Below are 16427 nucleotides of genomic sequence, written 5' to 3' on the forward strand. Positions count from 1 at the left end.
GGCTTTCGAGTAGGATAATCAGGTGGATCTCGACGCGTTGCTACGCTGCGTCGGGACGACGTCATGCGTCGTCACGCAGCTCACCAGTGGCATGATCATCGGCATGCTGCTGTTCCTGATCGCGTCGGGTGTGACGCTGATCTTCGGCGTGCTGAACGTCATCAACTTCGCGCACGGCTCCCTCTACATGATCGGAGCGTATGCGGCCTGGACCTTCTACCAGATCACCGACAGCTACTTCGTCTCCGCACTGGGGGCGGCCGTGGCGGTCGGTTTGCTGGGGGTCCTGTTCGAGCGCGCGCTGATGAGCAAGGTCTACGGCTCCAACGTGCTGATGCAGCTGCTCGTCTGCTACGCCGTCGTTCTGATCTCCGACGATCTCGTCAAGATCATCTGGGGACCGGTCCCGCTCTCGATGGGCATGCCGCCCGAGTTCCGGCTGCCGCCGATCCGCTTCATGGGCGGCGTCATTCCGCCGTTCTATCTCTTCATGATCATCGCGGCGATGGCGATCGGGCTGCTGCTGTGGCTGGTCATCGTGCGCACCCGCTTCGGCAGCATCGTGCGGGCCGCGGCCATCAACGGCCCGATGGTGTCGGCGCTGGGTATCCGGGTGAACCTCTACTATGCGGCCGTGTTCGGCATCGGCAGTGCGCTGGCCGGAGCGGCGGGGGCCCTTGCGGCGCCCGTGCGCTCGCTGACGCCGGGCATGGGCTTCTCGATCCTGATCGAGTCCTTCATCGTCACGGTGATCGGCGGGATGGGGTCTATCGTCGGCGCCTTCGTGGCCTCGATCATCATCGGCCTCACACGCTCCTTCGGCAGCATCGGCTTCCCGTTGTTCGTCGACGGGGTGATGTTCCTGATCATGGCGCTCGTCCTGATCTTCAAGCCCAGCGGCCTGTTCGGCCGCCCACACCGGTAGGCGGCGATGGCGGGACGTTGGCGTGATCTCGGCCTCGCGCTACTGGGGCTCCTGCTGTTGCTGCTGGTGCCGCTGTTCGGTGCCTCACCGGCAATCCGCGACTTCATCATGTTCGGCATGGCCTATGGGCTGCTGGCCATGTCGCTCAACCTGCTGATCGGCTACACCGGACTTGTGTCGTTCGGCCATGCGATGTTCTTCGCCGCCGGTGCCTATGCATTCGGCCTTGCGATGCAGTCGGGCAAGTTTTCGATCCCGGGTGCTTTCCTGCTGGCGATGGCGTTCACGGCGACGATGGCGCTGGTCGTCGGCGCCATCTGTGTGCGGCTGAACGAAATCTACTTCGCGTTCCTCACGCTCGCCTTCCAGATGCTGTTCTACAACGTCATCCTGGGCTGGGTGTCGTTCACGGGCGGCGACCAGGGATTGATGGGCGGTATCCCGCGGCCGAAGTTCCTGGGCATCGACCTCGCCGACCGGACACAGCTCTACATCTTCTGCTCCGTGGCGTTCGTCGTCTGCATCGCCATCCTGCGGCAGGTCGTGACATCCCCGTTCGGCTACACGCTGCGCATGATCCGCGACAATCAGGAGCGGGCGGCGTTCCTGGGCATCAACGTGCCGATGGTGAAGCTCGCGTGCTTCGTAATCTCCGCCTGCATCGCGGGCGTGGGCGGCATCCTGCTGACCCTGTTCGTGTCCGGCGCCTATCCCAACTTCGGCTTCTGGACGACGTCGGGCGAGGCGATCTTCATGATCATGCTGGGGGGATCGAATGTCTTCCTGGGGCCGCTGGTCGGGACGGTGATCCTGCGCCTGCTGAACGACATCACGGTCAGCTACACCAGCCACACTGAACTCGTGCTCGGAGTCGTGATCCTGGTGCTCGTGCTCGGCCTGCGCAAAGGCCCGCTCGACCTGCTGGCCGAGCGCTGGGAGAACCGGCGCCAGGCGGCGGCTCAGGCGGTGCGCGATGCGGCCGACAAGGATGCGCAAAAGGGCAGGGACGGCTGAGATGCTCAAGCTCGAGAATCTCAAGAAGTCCTTCGGCGGCGTCGCGGCCACCCGCGACGTGACGCTCGACTTCGCCGACGGCTCGCTGAGCGCCATCATCGGTCCCAACGGCGCCGGCAAGACGACGCTGTTCAACCTGATCACCGGCCGCTTTCCCCCCGACTCCGGGCGCATCCTGCTGGCGGGCGAGAACATTGCAGGCCTGTCGCAACGGCGGATCGTGCGGCTTGGCATCGGCCGCGCCTTCCAGGTCGCCAGCCTGTTCCCGACGCTCACCGTGACGGAGGCCCTCGCGGCTGCGGCTCAGGCGCATCAGCACCGCGAAACCGTACTCCGGTCGCCCTTTCCGCTCGCCGCGACCACGCGACAGGGCGATGAGATCATGGAACTGCTGGGGCTCACGCGGGTCGCCGGCATCCTCAGCCGCAATCTCAGCCACGGCGACCAGAAGCTGCTCGACATTGGCCTGGCGCTGGCGCTGGAGCCGAAGGTGCTGCTGCTCGACGAGCCGACCGCCGGCATGGGGCCCGAGGAACGCTGGCGGATGATCGAGACGGTCCAGCGCCTGTGGCGCGCCCGTCGCATGACCCTGATCTTCATCGAGCACGACATGGATATCGTCTTCAAGGTCGCCGAGACCGTTCGGGTCCTGTCCTACGGCGCGGTGCTCGCCGAGGGCACGCCCGACGAGGTCAGAACCAACCCGAAGGTCATCGAGGCCTATCTCGGCAAGTCCGCGCACGGAACTTCCGGACAAGGGGCGGCGGCATGAGCGCCGCGGAGATCCTGCGCGTCGAGGACATCGACGTTTTCTACGGCGCCAGCCAGATCCTGTTCGGCGTATCGTTCGGGGTGGAGAAGGGCCAGTCGCTCGCGCTGCTCGGCCGCAACGGCGCGGGCAAGAGCACGACGATGAAGTCGATCATCGGCATCGCGCCGGCCAAGCGTGGCACGGTCACCGTGCGGGGAACGCCGGTGCAGATATTCACGCCCGATCGCATCGCGCGCGAGGGTGTCGGGTTCGTGCCCGAGGACCGGCAGATCTTTCCCGAGCATTCGGTCGACGACAATCTCAGGATTGCGATCAAGCCGGGCATCGGCGGCCGGATCGACTGGACGCTGGAGAAGATCTACGACGTTTTCCCGATACTGGCCTCGATGCGCGGCCGCATGGGCGGTCGCCTGTCCGGCGGCGAGCAGCAGATGCTCACCATCGCGCGCACGCTCATGGGCAATCCGGACGTGGTGCTGCTGGACGAGCCCAGCGAGGGGCTGGCGCCGATCATCGTCGAGAAGATCGGCGAACTGATCCAGCGCCTGCGCGACATGGGCACGACCCTGATCGTGGCCGAGCAGAACATGCATTTCTGCCTCGATATCGCCAGCCATGTCGCGGTGATCGACAAGGGTCATATCGTCTTCCGCGGCTCGATCGACGAGCTGCGCGCCAACGACGACGTGAAGAAGCGCTACCTGGCCGTCTGAAGGACGACGCGCAGCCCGGGCTTTGCATCCTCGAGCCGGATCGTGAGCCCATGCAGGCCCGCGATCGCCTTGACCATGGCGAGGCCGAGGCCGCTGCCGGAGGTCGATCGGCTGCGGTCGAGCCGGTAGAAGCGGTCGAACACCTTGTCGCGCTCGGAAGCGGGGATGCCGGGGCCATTGTCGGCCACCTCGATCTCGAACCCGTCGTCCTGGCGCTTCAGGCCAAGCCGGACTTTCGTGCCCGCTTGCGTGTGGCGCAGCGCGTTTTCCAGCAGGTTGGAGACGAGCTGCGCGATCAGCTGGCGGTCGCCGGTCATGGTGGCGCCGGGCTCCACCCGCACGTCGAGAGCACGCTCGCAATCCTCCGCGACAGGCTCGTAGGTCTCGCCCAGGCTCGTCAGCAAGGCCGAGACGTCGAACGGTGCGAAGCCGCTCTTCTGGGCTCCGGCCTCGACCTGGGCGATGCGCAGCAAGGCCGAGAAGGTCTCCAGCAGCGCGTCGGCCTCCTCGATGGCGGCGTCGGTGGCGGCGCTGTAGTCGGCCACCGTGGTGGCTCGTTCGCGGGCATCCTCGAGCTGCTGGCGCAGCCGGCCGAGCGGGGTGCGCAGGTCGTGGGCGATGTCGCTCGATACCTGCCGCAGCCCATCCATGAGCTGCTGGATTCGCGCCAGCATGGCGTTGAGGCTGGCCACGAGCTGGTCGATCTCGTCGTGGGTGCCGCGCTCGGGGATTCGGGCGGAAAGATCGCCTTCCATGATCGCGCGGCTGGTGCGCGTGATCGTGTCGATGCGCCGGAGGAAATTGCTGCCGAGCAGCGCGCCGCCGGCGATGGCGAGCAGCAGGGTGAGGCCGCCGGACCAGGCGAAGGCGCGGATGATGGCGCGCTGCATGTCGACCAGGCGATTGGCGTCCTGCGCCACCAGCAGGAACGATCCGTCGGGCAGCGTCAGGCCGAAGCCGGTAAGCTTGGGGCGCTCGCCGGCGCGCTCGGGGTCGATGGGCTCCGGCTGTTCGCCCTGGGGCTCGAAGTCGACGGCGCCGTTGACCGGCGGCATGCCGGGCAAGTTGCCGACGACCACCCGGCGGTTGGGTGCCTGCAGCAGGTAGAAGATCGGTCCCTTGGTGCGGAAGTTGATTCGCCGGGTGATCTGCTCGGCCAGTCCCGCGAGCCCGGTGCGGCGATGGACTTCGGCGAGCTGGTAGGCCTCGGAGCGCAGCACCGCCGCCATGTCGTTCTGCATCGCCGCGGTCGCGGTCCAGTAGACGCTCACGAACAGCACGGCCGCCGACAGGATGAACAGCACCGCGTAGAGCAGCGGCAGGCGGAAGCTCGCCGAGCGCAGGATCCTAGTCAGGCGCGCGGATGACATAGCCGGCCCCCCTGATCGTATGGAGAAGCGGCTTGTCGAAGCCCTTGTCGATCTTGGAGCGGAGGCGGCTGATGTGCGTCTCGACGATGTTGGTCTTGGGATCGAAATGGAAGTCCCAGACCTTCTCCAGCAGCATGGTGCGCGTCACCACCTCGCCGGCATGGCGCAGCAGGTATTCGAGGACCTTGAACTCCTGGGCCAGCAGCTCGATGCGCTTGCCGGCGCGCGTCACCGTGCGGGCCAGCAGGTCCATCTCCAGGTCACCGACGACCAGTGACGTGGCGGCCACGATCGGCGGACGCCGCGAGAGGGCGCCAATGCGCGCCCGGAGTTCGGCGAAGGCGAAGGGCTTGGTGAGATAGTCGTCGGCGCCGGCTTCGAGGCCGGCCACCCGGTCGTCGACGCCGCCCATGGTCGTCAGGAACAGGACCGGCGCCTTCACGCCGGAGGCGCGGGCCGCCTTCACGAGCGACAGCCCGTCCATCTGCGGCAGCATGCGGTCGACGATCAGAACGTCGTATTTCTCGCCGGTGGCGAGGTACAGGCCGTCGCGCCCGTTGTCGGCATGGTCGACCACGTGGCCGTGCTCGCGCAGGCCCTTGGCGATGTAATCGGCGGTTTGCTTGTCGTCTTCGACGAGGAGGATCTTCACGGCGCCCGTCTATCCGGCGCCGGCTCCCGGCGCAACGTTCCCCAACTATACAAACATTCAATCCTGCGGCCATCAGGGCGCTACGGGTCCTCCCCCATATTCCGCTCACCCCCCAAGGAGGAGGCTGTAGTTATCATGACCAAGACCAAGTCCCGTATCCTGACTGCCCTGGCGCTCACCACCGCCCTGACGGCGCCTGCCCTGATCGCCCCGATGTTCACCGCCCCCGCGGCCATCGCCGGCCAGACGGCCATGCCCGTTCAGGACTTCTCGGACCTGGCCGCCAAGGTGACCCCTGCGGTCGTCAACGTCGCCGTCACCATGAAGGCCGGCGCGGACGACGACGGCGAGGCCCGCATGTCGGACTCGCAGCAGAAGCAGATGGAAGAGTTCATGAAGCGCTTTTCGGAGCGTTTCGGCCAGCCGATGCAGCCGGGTCGCCCGGACGGCAAGGGCCGCCCGCAGTCGAAGGACAAGGCCCAGGCCGTCGGCACGGGCTTCATCGTCGACGCCAAGGGCGTGATCGTCACCAACTATCACGTCGTCGGCAAGGCCGACTCGATCACGATCACCATGGCGGACGGCACCAAGCTGCCGGCCAAGATGGTGGGCGGCGACGAGAAGACCGACCTGGCCGTGCTCAAGGTCGAGAGCGACAAGCCGCTCCCGTTCGTCTCGTTCGGTGACGCGACCAAGATCCGCGTCGGCCAGCCGGTGATGGCGGTGGGCAACCCGTTCGGCCTCGGTGGCACCGTGACGACGGGCATCGTGTCGGCGCGCGGCCGTGACATCCACTCCGGTCCGTTCGACGACTACATCCAGACCGATGCGGCCATCAATCGCGGCAATTCGGGCGGCCCGCTGTTCGACATGGACGGCAACGTGATCGGCATCAACACGGCCATCTACTCGCCGACCGGCGGCAGCATCGGCCTGGGCTTCGCCATCCCGTCCTCTCTGGCGCAGCCGGTGGTCGCGGAGCTGAAGGACAGCGGCCGGGTCGAGCGTGGACTGCTCGGTGTCCAGATCCAGCCTGTCTCGAAGGCGATCGCCGAGAGCCTGTCGCTCAAGGACGAGAAGGGCGCCCTGGTGGCGGTGGTCCAGCCGGACAGCGCGGCACTCGCCGCCGGTGTCCAGTCGGGTGACGTGATCATGAGCGTCGACGGCAAGAAGATCGACGGCATCAAGGAGCTGACCCGCACCATCTCCGCGGTCAAGCCCGGTAACTCGGTGAAGCTGGGTGTCTGGCGCGACGGCAAGGAGATGAGCCTGACCGCCAAGGTCGGTGGCCAGAAGGACGACGCGATCGTCAAGGCCAGCGCCGACGGCAAGGGCCCGGCCGCCAAGGCCGAGCCGATGGCCTACGGTGTCTCGCTGGCGCCGCTCTCTGCGGAGGCGCGCAAGCAGCTCGGCCTCGATGGCGACGTGAAGGGTGTGGTGGTTGCCACGGTCGAGCCGGGTAGCCCGGCAGACGACCAGGGCCTCAAGGCCGGCGACATCCTCCAGCAGGTCGGCAAGGACGCCGTCGACAGCCCGAAGGTGGCCGTCGAGAAGCTCAAGGAAGCGAAGACCACCGGCAAGCCGGTGCTCATGAAAGTGTTTCGAGAGGGGATGACGCGCTTTGTCGCTATCTCTCCCCGGGCGGCCTAGCAAACCTCTCGATCGGTCGGAGCCTTAGGGCTCCGACCGTAGCCTTCTACTCAAGCGTAGCGCTTGTTCTTCGAGGTTGAAGCGGAGCCATTATCTTTCCCCGGATGGCCGAGCGAACCTCTGTAAGAGGCCGGCGGTGGCCCCACCATCGCCGGCTTTCTTACAACCGACGCCTTCTCTCAGGGGGGCCGCGTCATTCCCGGCGAAGACCGGGAAGACGCGATCATGAGGGGGAGCGGGAGGTCCGCAGCCTGGTGTGGCGGTGCTGCGGATCTCCCCAACCCCTCAGGCGCCGACTGTAAAGGCCGGCATCACTTCCTTGGCGAGCAATTCGACCGAGCGTGCCGACTCCTCGAACGTCAAGTCGCCGAAGGCCAGGCGGAAAAGGCAGTAGTTGATGCCGGAGGTCTCGTTGTCGCGCCGGAGCCGGTCGCGCACGGTCGCAGGTGAACCTGCCACGATGTAACCGGCCTCCAGGGCGTTCTCGAATTCGGCGGGGATCATCTGACGGGGGAGGCCCACGCCATGGGCGCGCCACAGGTGGATGAGCGCATCGTACCAGAGCGCGAACGCACGCTTGGCGGCTGACCGCGCCTCCACATCGGTATCGCCCACCACGACATGGCGGCTCAGCCCGATCAGCGGCATGTCGGCGTCGGCCCGCCCCAGCGCCTTCCAGGCCGCGCGATAGCGGGTCGAGAACCGCCCGACGCCTTCGGCATTCATCCCGACCACCGCGTTGCAGCCCTGTTGCGCCAGGCGATCGGCGCTTTCGAGCGAGTTTGCGCCGTACCAGAGCGGCGGGTGCGGCTGCTGTACCGGTCGCATCTCTATCGGCACGTCCGTGAACGTGAAGTACTTGCCCTCGTGTTGGAGCCGCCGCTCCGTCAGTCCCTTCAGCAGTACTGTCAGCGCTTCGGCAAAGCGCTCCGCGCCGGTGGCCGGGTCGACGCCGAAGTAGCCGACCTCGTAAGGCGAGATGCCGCGCCCGACACCGAGTTCCAGCCGACCTCCGCTCATCTGGTCGAGCATGCAGATCTCGTCGATCAGACGCAGGGGGTGATAGAGGTTGACCGTGTAGACCAGTGGCCCGAAGCGCAGGGTCTTCGTGCGCTGGGCGACTGCAGCGAGAAAGACGCTGGGCGAGGGGGCCATGCCGAGTGGCGTCGCGTGATGTTCTGCCAGGTGATAGGCGTGAAAGCCCGCACGCTCGTAGAGCTCGATAAGCTTCAGCCTGTCGTCGAACTGCTGCCCGAGGTCGGGACCGGCACGGTCCATATGATCGAAGACGCCGAACTTCATGGTCGTTTCCCCGCTTTCAAGTCTTGGCGCGACGCGGACCGGCGGCTCACAGCAGATCGCGCCAATCGTAGCTTTTTTGCACGCCAGGTTGTTGCGCGGCGTCGATCATCAAGGCTCAGTCGAGCGAAAGGCGGGTTCGTCGGTATGTGCCAGGCTGCCGGAAGGGTTGCCTTGGTGCAGGTCAGCGCGATAGCTGAATCCCGAAAGTGAACGTTGCTTGCAGGGCGTGCCGTGGACCCGAAGCGTGATGGCGACCCATCGGGTGAATGGTGAGCGGTTCACGCCGACGAGGTGGATCACAGCGCGCGCTTCTTCGAGGAGATGACGCCGCTGGCGATGCCGTGCCACTCGATGGTGCCGGCGAGGCGGGAATGCTCGATCTTGGGGCAGCGATTCATAACCACCTTGAGCCCGGCCTTTTCGGCGCGCTCGGCGGCTTCCATGTTCACCACGCCGAGCTGCATCCAGACGACCTTGGCGCCATGCCTGATCGCCTCGTCGGTGATCGGCCCGGCGGCCTCGGAATTGCGAAAGATGTCGACCATGTCGGCCTTTACCGGCAGTTCGTCCAGCGAGCCATAGACCTTCTGGCCGAGGATCTCCTGGCCCTTGGCGGCGGGATTGACCGGAATGACCTTGTAACTGCGGTCCAGCAGATATTTCGCAGCAAAGAAGCTGGGTCGATTCCAGTTGGCCGATAGGCCGACCATGGCGATAGTCTTCGTGTCGCGCAGGATCTTGCGCAGGTAGAGATCGTCATAGCGGTCGCTGAAGGCGGCTTTCATGGGGGGATTATACATGGCCGGTCCGATGCTGTTCGAGCCGATTTCGATCCGCGACGTCACCCTGAAGAATCGGGTGGTCGTGGCGCCTATGCATCAGTACGCGGCGGAAAAGGGCTTCGCGATCGACTGGCACCTGGTGAATGCCGGCCGCTACGCCGCCGGCGGCGCCGGGCTGGTGATCATGGAATCCACCAAGGTGGAGCGCCGCGGCTGCGGCACGGTGGGCGACCTCGGCCTGTGGGACGATGCGTTCATTCCGGGCCTGAAGCGCTGCGTTGACTTCATCCGGCTGCACAATTCCGTGCCGGGCATCCAGCTCGGCCACTCCGGCCGCAAGGCGCGGCGCTTCCGTCCGTGGGAAGGCGGTGCGCCGCTGAAGCCTTCGCCCGAGATCGACGACTGGGACGAGTGGGAGCTCGTCTCGTCCAGCGGCATCAACTCGCCCGACACCGATCCGACGCCGCGGGCCCTGACGCTCGCGGAAATTCCGGAAGCCGTCGAGCGCTGGGGGCAGGCGGCGCGCCGCGCGCACGAGGCGGGCTTCGACGTGCTCGACATCCACATGGCGCATGGATACCTGATTCATCAATTCCTTTCGCCGTTCTCCAACGTGCGCAACGACCAGTATGGCGGCAGCGAGCTCAACCGCATGCGCTTCGCCATCGAGGTGGTGGAGAGCGTCCGCGCGCACTGGCCGGCCTCGAAGCCGCTGTTCGTGCGCTTCTCGGTCGAGGACGATTCCGGCTGGGGACCGGACCAGAGCGTGGCGCTGGCGAAGATCCTTAAGCCCAAGGGTGTCGACGTGATCGACTGCAGTTCGGGCGGCATGCGCGGCTCGCCGGTCGTGAGCGCCGGTCCGGTGACGTACGGCTACCAGGTTCCCTATGCAGACCGGCTGAAGAACGACGCCGACATCCTCAGCATGGCCGTCGGGCTGATCGTGCATGCCGACCAGGCCGAGAAGATCCTGCAGGAAGGCCGGGCCGACCTGATCGCGCTGGCACGCGAGCTTCTCTACAATCCGAACTGGCCGATGGATGCGGCGCAGAAGCTGGGCGTCGACCCGAAGTTCGCCTCGGTGCCGGCGGCGCAGGCCTATTGGCTGGCCAAGCGTGCCCAGTCCGTGAAGTCGGTCGTGCCGTCGACATACATGAAAGGCCTGCACGTCGACTGAACGAGGCAGTCACCGGGACGTGACACCGCCGCGACGCGTCGCGCGTTATGATCTTCGCCACCCTGAATTCCGGCGGAGAAGATCATGAAGCGGATTGCGGCAACGGCCCTCGCGCTCGCCTGTGTCCTCGCAATGCCCGTGTGGGCCGCCCTGAAGCCCGGCGACACGGCGCCGGTGTTCACGGCCCAGGCCGCGCTGGACGGAAAGGACTATGAGTTTTCACTGGCCGACGCGCTGAAGAAGGGTCCGGTGGTCCTCTATTTTTTCCCCAAGGCCTTCACGACGGGCTGCACGGCCGAGGCGCATGAATTCGCCGAGGCGGCGGACCAGTTCAAGGCATTGGGGGCGACGCTGATCGGCATGTCGGCCGACGATATCGGCACGCTGCACAAGTTCTCGACGCAGGCCTGTTCCGGCAAGTTTCCGGTCGCTGCCGATCCCGACCTCAAAGTCATCAAGGCCTATGATTCGGCGCTGATTCGTGTCGGCAGCGTCGGGATTGCCGACCGCATTTCCTATGTCATCGGGCAGGACGGCAAGATCGTTTACGCCTTCTCGGACCGCAATCCCGACAAGCATGTCGCCAACACGCTGGCGGCGGTCAAGGCGCTGCAGAAGAAGTAGCCATCCGGTTCCGTTCGGCGCGCTTGCGCAGGAGATGCGCGGCGCCCATCAGCGCGGCCGTCAGCACGATCGTCAACGTCGAGACGGCGGCGATGGTCGGATCGATCTGGAAGCGCAGATCGTCCCACATGCGGCGCGGCAGGGTGACGGCGCCGGTGCCGGAGATGAAGAGCGCCACAATCAGCTCGTCGAACGAGGTGATGAAGGCGAAAAGCGCGCCGACGAGTACGCCCGGCTGGATCAGAGGCAGAGTCACCTGGAAGAAGGTGGCGCCCGGCGTGGCGCCGAGGCTGAGGGCGGCCTGCTCCAGCCGCGGGTCGATGCCCGACAGGCTCGCCGTCACGCTGGTAACGACAAAAGGTACGGCGAGACAGGTGTGCGCCAGCACCATCGCGATCGGCGTGCCGACCAGGCCGTAGCGGGAGTAGGCGTAGTAGATGCCGATCGCGACGACGATGCCGGGCACGATCAGCGGCGACAGGATCAGGCCGGCCGCAACGACGCGCATCGCCTTGGGCAGGCGTGCGATGCCGAGCGCGGCCAGCGTGCCGAGGAAGGTCGCCAGCACGACGACGGCGCACGCGACCCAGATGCTGACCCAGGTGGGCTTCAGCCAGTCCGGATTGCTGAAATACGCCTCGTACCAGCGCAGGCCGAAGGCGGGTGGCGGGAAAGTGAGATAGGTCGCCGAGGAGAAGGACACGATCGCCACCACGACGATCGGAAAGGCCAGGAAGAACAGGATGAGGCCGACGATGCTCGCCGGGACGATGCGCGCCAGCATCATCGCATGCTCGTCTTGAAGGCATTGCCGACGCCCGGCAGCTTGCGCGCCACGGCAAGGATGGCGAGCGCCGTCGCCAGCAGCACGGCGGAGAGCGTCGCGGCATAAGCCCAGTTGAGCTGGTCGACCTGCTGGGCGATCAGCATCGAGAGCGTGATGTCGCGCGGCCCGCCCACCATGGCCGGTGTGATGTAGAAGCCGAGTGCCAGCACGAAGGTGAGGAGGGTCCCTGCCGCCACGCCCGACATGGAGAGCGGCAAGATCACCTGACGGAAGGTCATGAAGGGTGTCGCGCCGAGTCCCGACGCGGCGCGGATCAGCGACGGATCGATCTGCCGCAGCGCATTGGCGATCGGCAGGATCATGTAGGGCAGGAGGATATGGATCATCGCGATCTGCGTCGCGAGGGGCGTGTTCAGGATGCGGATCGGACGGTCGATCATGCCGAGCGCCAGCAGCGACTCGTTGACCAGCCCGTGGCGCCCCAGCAGCACCATCCAGGCGTAGCTGCGGACCAGGACGCTGGTCCAGAACGGCAAGAGGATGATCACCAGGATGAAGGGCGCCATCGACTTGGCGCGGACCAGGCCCATCGCCACCGGATAGCCCAGAATCAGGCAGCCCAGCGTGACCGTGACCGAGGTGTTGATTGTGATCCAGAACGTCTTCTGGAAAACCACGTCGTCGAAGAGGGTGGCGTAGTGAGAGAGCGTCCAGGAAGGATCGTTCACGCTTCGCAGCAGCATCGCCACGACGGGCAATGCGTAGAAGACAAGCATGTAGACAAGAAGTGGCGCCGCCAGCAGCAGGGGCACCGCACGGCGCCAGTCGAACGGTGCCGACTGCGGTCGGGCGACCGCAAGGGCAAGCGAGGCGGGCTGTGCGACCTCAGACACGGCCCACCTCAGACAAGGATCGTATCCGCGACCGACCAGGCGATTTCCGCCCGCTCGCCGACGGCGCGGCGGCGGATGGCGGCGCTGGACGGCTCCTTGAGCACGATCGAGGTGCCGTCGCCGGCCTGCAGCATGTAGCGGCAGCGCTCGCCGGCAAAGACTGCTTCGGTGACGGTGACGCTCATCCGGTTCTGCGGTGTCGTTGCAGCCCATGCACTGTCCGCAAATCGCAGGCGCTCCGGCCGGGTCGTGAGGGTCACCTTCTCGCCGCTAACGGGCCGGCCGGGACACAGGGCGCGGATGAGGGTGCCGTCGCACTCGGCGATGACCACGTCATCCTCCATGCCGCGCACGACCGCCGGCAGGAAGTTCGATTCGCCGATGAAACCCGCGACGAAGCGATTGTCAGGTCGGTCGTAGAGATCCTCCGGGCGCCCGACTTGCGCCACCTTGCCGTCGTTCATGACGGCGATGCGGTCGGACATGGTGAGCGCTTCTTCCTGATCGTGCGTCACGTAGATGAAGGTGATTCCGAGATCAGCATGCAGGCGGCGCATCTCGAGTTGCAGATTTTCGCGAAGCTGCTTGTCGAGCGCGCCCAGCGGCTCGTCCATAAGCAGCAGGCGCGGCTTGAAGACGACGGCGCGGGCCACGGCGACACGCTGCTGCTGGCCGCCCGAAAGCTGGCGCGGATAGCGGGCGCCGTAGCCGGGCAGGTGCACCAGCTCCAGCGCTTCCGCCACCAGCCTGGCCCGCTCGGCCTTCGGCACGCCGCGCTGCTTCAGCGGGAATCCGATATTCTCCTCGACGGTGAGGTGGGGAAAGAGCGCGTAGTTCTGGAACACCATGCCGATGTTGCGCCGGTAGGGCGGCATGGCGACGACCGACGTGCCGTCTATGGCGATGTCGCCCGCGGTCGGCGTCTCGAAGCCGGCGATCATCATCAGGGTGGTGGTCTTGCCCGAGCCGCTGGGGCCGAGAAGCGTCAGGAACTCGCCCGAGCGGATGTCGAGCGAGACGCCATCCACGGCTTTGGCGGCGGCATTGGCGCGATCGTAGGTCTTCTCCAGGCTGGAGAGCGTCACCGACGCGCCCCGGCCGGACAGAGGATCCGAGCCAGTCCGGCTCGCGCCAGTGCCGTTCATGGCTTCAGCTCAACAGCCACTTGTTGAACTTTGGAATGACCGTCTCGCGATTATCGATCCACCAATCGTAGTTGTAGTTGACGAGTTGCTTCTTGATGTCCGGCGCGCTGGGCAGAACGGCCAGCCGTTCCGCCGGAATGTACTCGTTCGACTTGGCGTTCACCGAGCCGTAGGGGATGCCGAGACAGACGCGGGCCTGCGGGATGGCCATGGTCGAATAGGCGGCGAACTTCATGGCGTTGACCTTGTTCTTGGCGCCCTTGGGGATACCCCAGGCATCCCGCTTCAGCAGACCCTGGTTCCAGTTGACGGCCGCCGGCACGCCGGCGGACTGAAGTGCAGCCATCCGGCCGTTCCATACCGTGGTCATCGTGACCTCACGGTCGGTCAGCAGCTGGATCGGCACGGCGCCGGTGTCCCACCACTTGAAGACGTCCTTCTTGATCTTGGCGTAGCTCGCCAGCGCCTTGTCGACGTCGATCGGATAGAGCTGATCCGGTGGTACACCGGCCGCCATCAACGCAAATTCCATCTCGGGCCAGCCGCCGCTGTTGGTCCCGAACATGGCGCGATCGCCGGGGAATTTCTTGGTATCCCAGAAGTCTGCCCAACCGGAGGGCACGGCGCCCTTGAAGGCATCGGTGCGGTAGGCGAGGACCTGCGCCCAGACCAGCATCTCGAGCCCATACTCGAAGCGGTACTGCTTCTCGACGCCCGGATCGACGATGTCGTAGTCGATCTTCTCGAAGTAGTCGCCGCGCTTCTGGAGGTTCATGATCGAGCCACGGCTGAGCTGGGCCATGTCCCATTCGACGTTGCCGGTGTCGACCATGGCCTTGATCTTGGTTGCGTCGGAACCCGGGAAAGCGCGCACCTTGATTCCCGTGATTTTCTCGAAGGGCTCGAAATAGGCCTTTTGCTGAACCTCCTGCATCGAGCCGCCGAAGGTGGCGATGCGGACCTCGCCGCTCCCCTTGAGGATGTCGGGCACCGTCGTTTGCTCGGGCCAGGCGGCCTGGCCGAAGCTCGGCCGGATGAAAGGGGCCGCCACGAGGCCCGCACCCACGATACCGAGAGTAGCGCGCCGGCCGATTGTCTTCCTGCTCATGGTGTCATCCCTTCGTTCGGCTGGATCAGTAGGCCAGAAGATTGTCCCTGAACTGCTTGTGCTCGTAGGCCTTGCGCACCAGGCCGCGGTCCTGGAGCGCGGGCACCAGACCGTCCTCGATCTCGGCCAGGGTGCGGCGGTTGACGTTGGGCATGGAGAAGAGGAAGCCGTCGCCACCGACTTCCTGCATGACCTCGCCCATTCGCGCGGCCACCGAATCGCAGGTGCCGCAGAGGTCGATCGACAAGTCGACGGCATTGAACGAGGCCATCGTCTTGCGGATCGAGCGGCCGTTGGCCAATGCCCGGAACTGCTCGAGGTTGAGCTGGTGGCCATTGGTGGTCACGTCGTCGGGCAGGGGCTTGTCGAGGTCGAACTTGCCGAAGTCGATGTTGGTGACCTTGCCGAAGTGGGCGAGGCGCTCCTGGATGTTGGCCTGCGCCATGCTCTCGCGCTTCTTCTTGCGCTCCAGTGCCTCTTCCATGGTCTCGCCGAGGATCGGATTGATGAGGTACAGCACCTTGCAATCGCTCGGCTTGCGGCCCTGCGCGACCATGTGCTTGTGCACGTCGTCGCGGTAGGCGCGCATGGCGTCGATGCCCTTGGCGTTGACGACGATCGTGTCGGCATGGGCGGCGGCGAAGCGGCGGCCGCGCGGCGAGCCGCCGGCCTGGGCAATCACCGGCCGGCCCTGCGGGCTGGGGCCCGAGTTGAGCGGGCCGCGGGTCTGGAAGTACTTGCCGGCGTAGTTCACGCCGTGGACCTTGGTGTGGTCGATCAGGTTCCCGCTCTTGCGGTCGGCGATGATCGCGCCGGGCTCCCACGAGCCCCAGAGGCCGCGGACCACGTCCATGTACTCGTCGGCCATGTCGTAGCGCAGGTCGTGCTCGGGCATGCCGGGCATGCCGAAGTTCATCGCCGCGAAATCGGAGCTGCCGGTGACGGCGTTCCAGCCGGCACGGCCCGCCGACACCTGGTCGAGTGTCGCCATGAGTCGGGCCAGCAGATAGGGGTGATAGGCATAGGTGCCGAAGGTCGGCACGATACCGATGCGCGAGGTCACCTGGGTCATCAGCGCGGCGACCACGGACGGGTCCTGCCGCGGCACGGCGATGGCCTTCTTAAGATAGATCTCGGTCGAGCCCCCGAAGCTCTCGCCCACATAAGAGGAGTCTTCGAGAAGGATGTAGTCGAAGCAGGCCCGCTCCAGGCTACGGGCCATGTCGAGGAACAGTTCCGGCTGCTCCCAGGTCGTCCCGATGTGTCCGGTCCAGGGTTCTCCCCAGGCCTGCACACTGGAGCCTTGCAAGAACCACGCGAGATGAAATGGGTTGGTCGCCACGCACGCCCTCCGATCCGCCCAGACACCGGATCGGAGACGCAAATACTGTGCCGAAAATTCGCAGGGCGGCTCTGCGTGCCGCAGGGGCAAGAGTGCGTCGCACCCCCGCTAAAGTTGCGTTACGATGACCGCCACGGTATCGGCCGACACACAAGCAGGAGCGCGAGATGG

The 16427-nt window shown here is 65.8% G+C and carries 16 protein-coding genes; 7 read left to right on the top strand and 9 right to left on the bottom strand.

The window, feature by feature from the left end; genetic code table 11:
- Nucleotides 1-22: 22 nt before the first annotated feature.
- From KQ910_RS24060 to KQ910_RS24075, 4 genes are read left to right on the top strand one after another with little or no spacing between them, the layout of a single operon-like run.
- A complete protein-coding gene (locus KQ910_RS24060) occupies nucleotides 23-925 on the top strand; it encodes a branched-chain amino acid ABC transporter permease (protein ID WP_216966100.1) in 903 nt (300 codons plus the stop codon).
- 6 nt (nucleotides 926-931) lie between these two features.
- Nucleotides 932-1939 (top strand): branched-chain amino acid ABC transporter permease, encoded by a 1008-nt coding sequence (locus KQ910_RS24065; protein WP_216966102.1) that lies wholly within the window; start codon nucleotides 932-934, stop codon nucleotides 1937-1939.
- Between the two features lies 1 nt (nucleotide 1940).
- Complete coding sequence (locus tag KQ910_RS24070; RefSeq protein WP_216966105.1) at nucleotides 1941-2711, top strand: ABC transporter ATP-binding protein; 771 nt, start codon at nucleotides 1941-1943, stop codon at nucleotides 2709-2711.
- Complete coding sequence (locus tag KQ910_RS24075) at nucleotides 2708-3424, top strand: ABC transporter ATP-binding protein (protein WP_216966107.1); 717 nt, start codon at nucleotides 2708-2710, stop codon at nucleotides 3422-3424. The genes KQ910_RS24070 and KQ910_RS24075 overlap by 4 nt, the downstream gene beginning before the upstream one ends.
- Here KQ910_RS24075 and KQ910_RS24080 read toward each other — a convergent pair.
- A complete protein-coding gene (locus KQ910_RS24080) occupies nucleotides 3409-4794 on the bottom strand; it encodes a sensor histidine kinase (RefSeq protein ID WP_216966109.1) in 1386 nt (461 codons plus the stop codon). The genes KQ910_RS24075 and KQ910_RS24080 overlap by 16 nt on opposite strands.
- Nucleotides 4772-5446, bottom strand: a complete 675-nt coding sequence (locus KQ910_RS24085) for a response regulator (protein ID WP_216966111.1) — start codon at nucleotides 5444-5446, stop codon at nucleotides 4772-4774. Before KQ910_RS24085 ends, KQ910_RS24080 begins: the two co-directional genes overlap by 23 nt.
- Nucleotides 5447-5581: 135 nt before the next feature.
- On the opposite strand from KQ910_RS24085, the gene KQ910_RS24090 reads away from it, so the two are divergent.
- A complete protein-coding gene (locus KQ910_RS24090; protein ID WP_216966113.1) occupies nucleotides 5582-7096 on the top strand; it encodes a Do family serine endopeptidase in 1515 nt (504 codons plus the stop codon).
- Between the two features lie 285 nt (nucleotides 7097-7381).
- Here the strand turns inward: KQ910_RS24090 and KQ910_RS24095 are convergent, their stop codons facing one another.
- Nucleotides 7382-8398, bottom strand: a complete 1017-nt coding sequence (locus KQ910_RS24095; protein ID WP_216966115.1) for an LLM class flavin-dependent oxidoreductase — start codon at nucleotides 8396-8398, stop codon at nucleotides 7382-7384.
- A gap of 296 nt (nucleotides 8399-8694) precedes the next feature.
- Entirely contained in the window at nucleotides 8695-9183 is a 489-nt protein-coding gene (locus tag KQ910_RS24100; protein ID WP_216966117.1) for a CoA-binding protein, read from the bottom strand.
- A gap of 13 nt (nucleotides 9184-9196) precedes the next feature.
- Between KQ910_RS24100 and KQ910_RS24105 the strand changes: the two genes are divergently transcribed.
- Both KQ910_RS24105 and KQ910_RS24110 read left to right on the top strand, forming a co-directional pair.
- The gene (locus KQ910_RS24105) at nucleotides 9197-10357 is read left to right on the top strand and encodes an NADH:flavin oxidoreductase/NADH oxidase (RefSeq protein ID WP_216966119.1); all 1161 of its coding nucleotides are present in this window, start codon (nucleotides 9197-9199) and stop codon (nucleotides 10355-10357) included.
- Between the two features lie 84 nt (nucleotides 10358-10441).
- Nucleotides 10442-10981 (top strand): peroxiredoxin, encoded by a 540-nt coding sequence (locus tag KQ910_RS24110; RefSeq protein ID WP_216966122.1) that lies wholly within the window; start codon nucleotides 10442-10444, stop codon nucleotides 10979-10981.
- Here the strand turns inward: KQ910_RS24110 and KQ910_RS24115 are convergent.
- Genes KQ910_RS24115 through KQ910_RS24135 form a run of 5 tightly spaced genes read right to left on the bottom strand, consistent with a single transcriptional unit; the run spans nucleotide 10959 to nucleotide 16256 of the window.
- Nucleotides 10959-11768: an ABC transporter permease gene (locus KQ910_RS24115; RefSeq protein ID WP_216966123.1), complete on the bottom strand. Its 810-nt coding sequence runs from the start codon at nucleotides 11766-11768 to the stop codon at nucleotides 10959-10961. The two genes, KQ910_RS24110 and KQ910_RS24115, sit on opposite strands and share 23 nt — an antisense overlap.
- A complete protein-coding gene (locus KQ910_RS24120; RefSeq protein ID WP_369408439.1) occupies nucleotides 11765-12661 on the bottom strand; it encodes an ABC transporter permease in 897 nt (298 codons plus the stop codon). Before KQ910_RS24120 ends, KQ910_RS24115 begins: the two co-directional genes overlap by 4 nt.
- 8 nt (nucleotides 12662-12669) lie before the next feature.
- The gene (locus tag KQ910_RS24125) at nucleotides 12670-13806 is read right to left on the bottom strand and encodes an ABC transporter ATP-binding protein (RefSeq protein ID WP_216966125.1); all 1137 of its coding nucleotides are present in this window, start codon (nucleotides 13804-13806) and stop codon (nucleotides 12670-12672) included.
- Nucleotides 13807-13810: 4 nt separating this feature from the next.
- Entirely contained in the window at nucleotides 13811-14914 is a 1104-nt protein-coding gene (locus tag KQ910_RS24130) for an ABC transporter substrate-binding protein (RefSeq protein WP_216966127.1), read from the bottom strand.
- A 25-nt stretch (nucleotides 14915-14939) separates the two neighbouring features.
- On the bottom strand, nucleotides 14940-16256 hold the full coding sequence (locus KQ910_RS24135) for an NtaA/DmoA family FMN-dependent monooxygenase (protein WP_216966129.1): 1317 nt from the start codon (nucleotides 16254-16256) through the stop codon (nucleotides 14940-14942).
- Between the last annotated feature and the right edge of the window lie 171 nt (nucleotides 16257-16427).

The sequence above is a fragment of the Reyranella humidisoli genome, from assembly GCF_019039055.1.
GTDB classification, from domain to species: domain Bacteria; phylum Pseudomonadota; class Alphaproteobacteria; order Reyranellales; family Reyranellaceae; genus Reyranella; species Reyranella humidisoli.

What these genes read in the sequence shown, in the direction of transcription:
- KQ910_RS24125 (WP_216966125.1), bottom strand. Translation starts at nt 13,806, where the DNA reads ATGAACGGCACTGGCGCGAGCCGGACTGGCTCGGATCCTCTGTCCGGC.
- KQ910_RS24110 (WP_216966122.1), top strand. Translation starts at nt 10,442, where the DNA reads ATGAAGCGGATTGCGGCAACGGCCCTCGCGCTCGCCTGTGTCCTCGCA.
- KQ910_RS24080 (WP_216966109.1), bottom strand. Translation starts at nt 4,794, where the DNA reads ATGTCATCCGCGCGCCTGACTAGGATCCTGCGCTCGGCGAGCTTCCGC.
- KQ910_RS24100 (WP_216966117.1), bottom strand. Translation starts at nt 9,183, where the DNA reads ATGAAAGCCGCCTTCAGCGACCGCTATGACGATCTCTACCTGCGCAAG.
- KQ910_RS24130 (WP_216966127.1), bottom strand. Translation starts at nt 14,914, where the DNA reads ATGAGCAGGAAGACAATCGGCCGGCGCGCTACTCTCGGTATCGTGGGT.
- KQ910_RS24105 (WP_216966119.1), top strand. Translation starts at nt 9,197, where the DNA reads ATGGCCGGTCCGATGCTGTTCGAGCCGATTTCGATCCGCGACGTCACC.
- KQ910_RS24095 (WP_216966115.1), bottom strand. Translation starts at nt 8,398, where the DNA reads ATGAAGTTCGGCGTCTTCGATCATATGGACCGTGCCGGTCCCGACCTC.
- KQ910_RS24075 (WP_216966107.1), top strand. Translation starts at nt 2,708, where the DNA reads ATGAGCGCCGCGGAGATCCTGCGCGTCGAGGACATCGACGTTTTCTAC.
- KQ910_RS24115 (WP_216966123.1), bottom strand. Translation starts at nt 11,768, where the DNA reads ATGATGCTGGCGCGCATCGTCCCGGCGAGCATCGTCGGCCTCATCCTG.
- KQ910_RS24090 (WP_216966113.1), top strand. Translation starts at nt 5,582, where the DNA reads ATGACCAAGACCAAGTCCCGTATCCTGACTGCCCTGGCGCTCACCACC.
- KQ910_RS24065 (WP_216966102.1), top strand. Translation starts at nt 932, where the DNA reads ATGGCGGGACGTTGGCGTGATCTCGGCCTCGCGCTACTGGGGCTCCTG.
- KQ910_RS24070 (WP_216966105.1), top strand. Translation starts at nt 1,941, where the DNA reads ATGCTCAAGCTCGAGAATCTCAAGAAGTCCTTCGGCGGCGTCGCGGCC.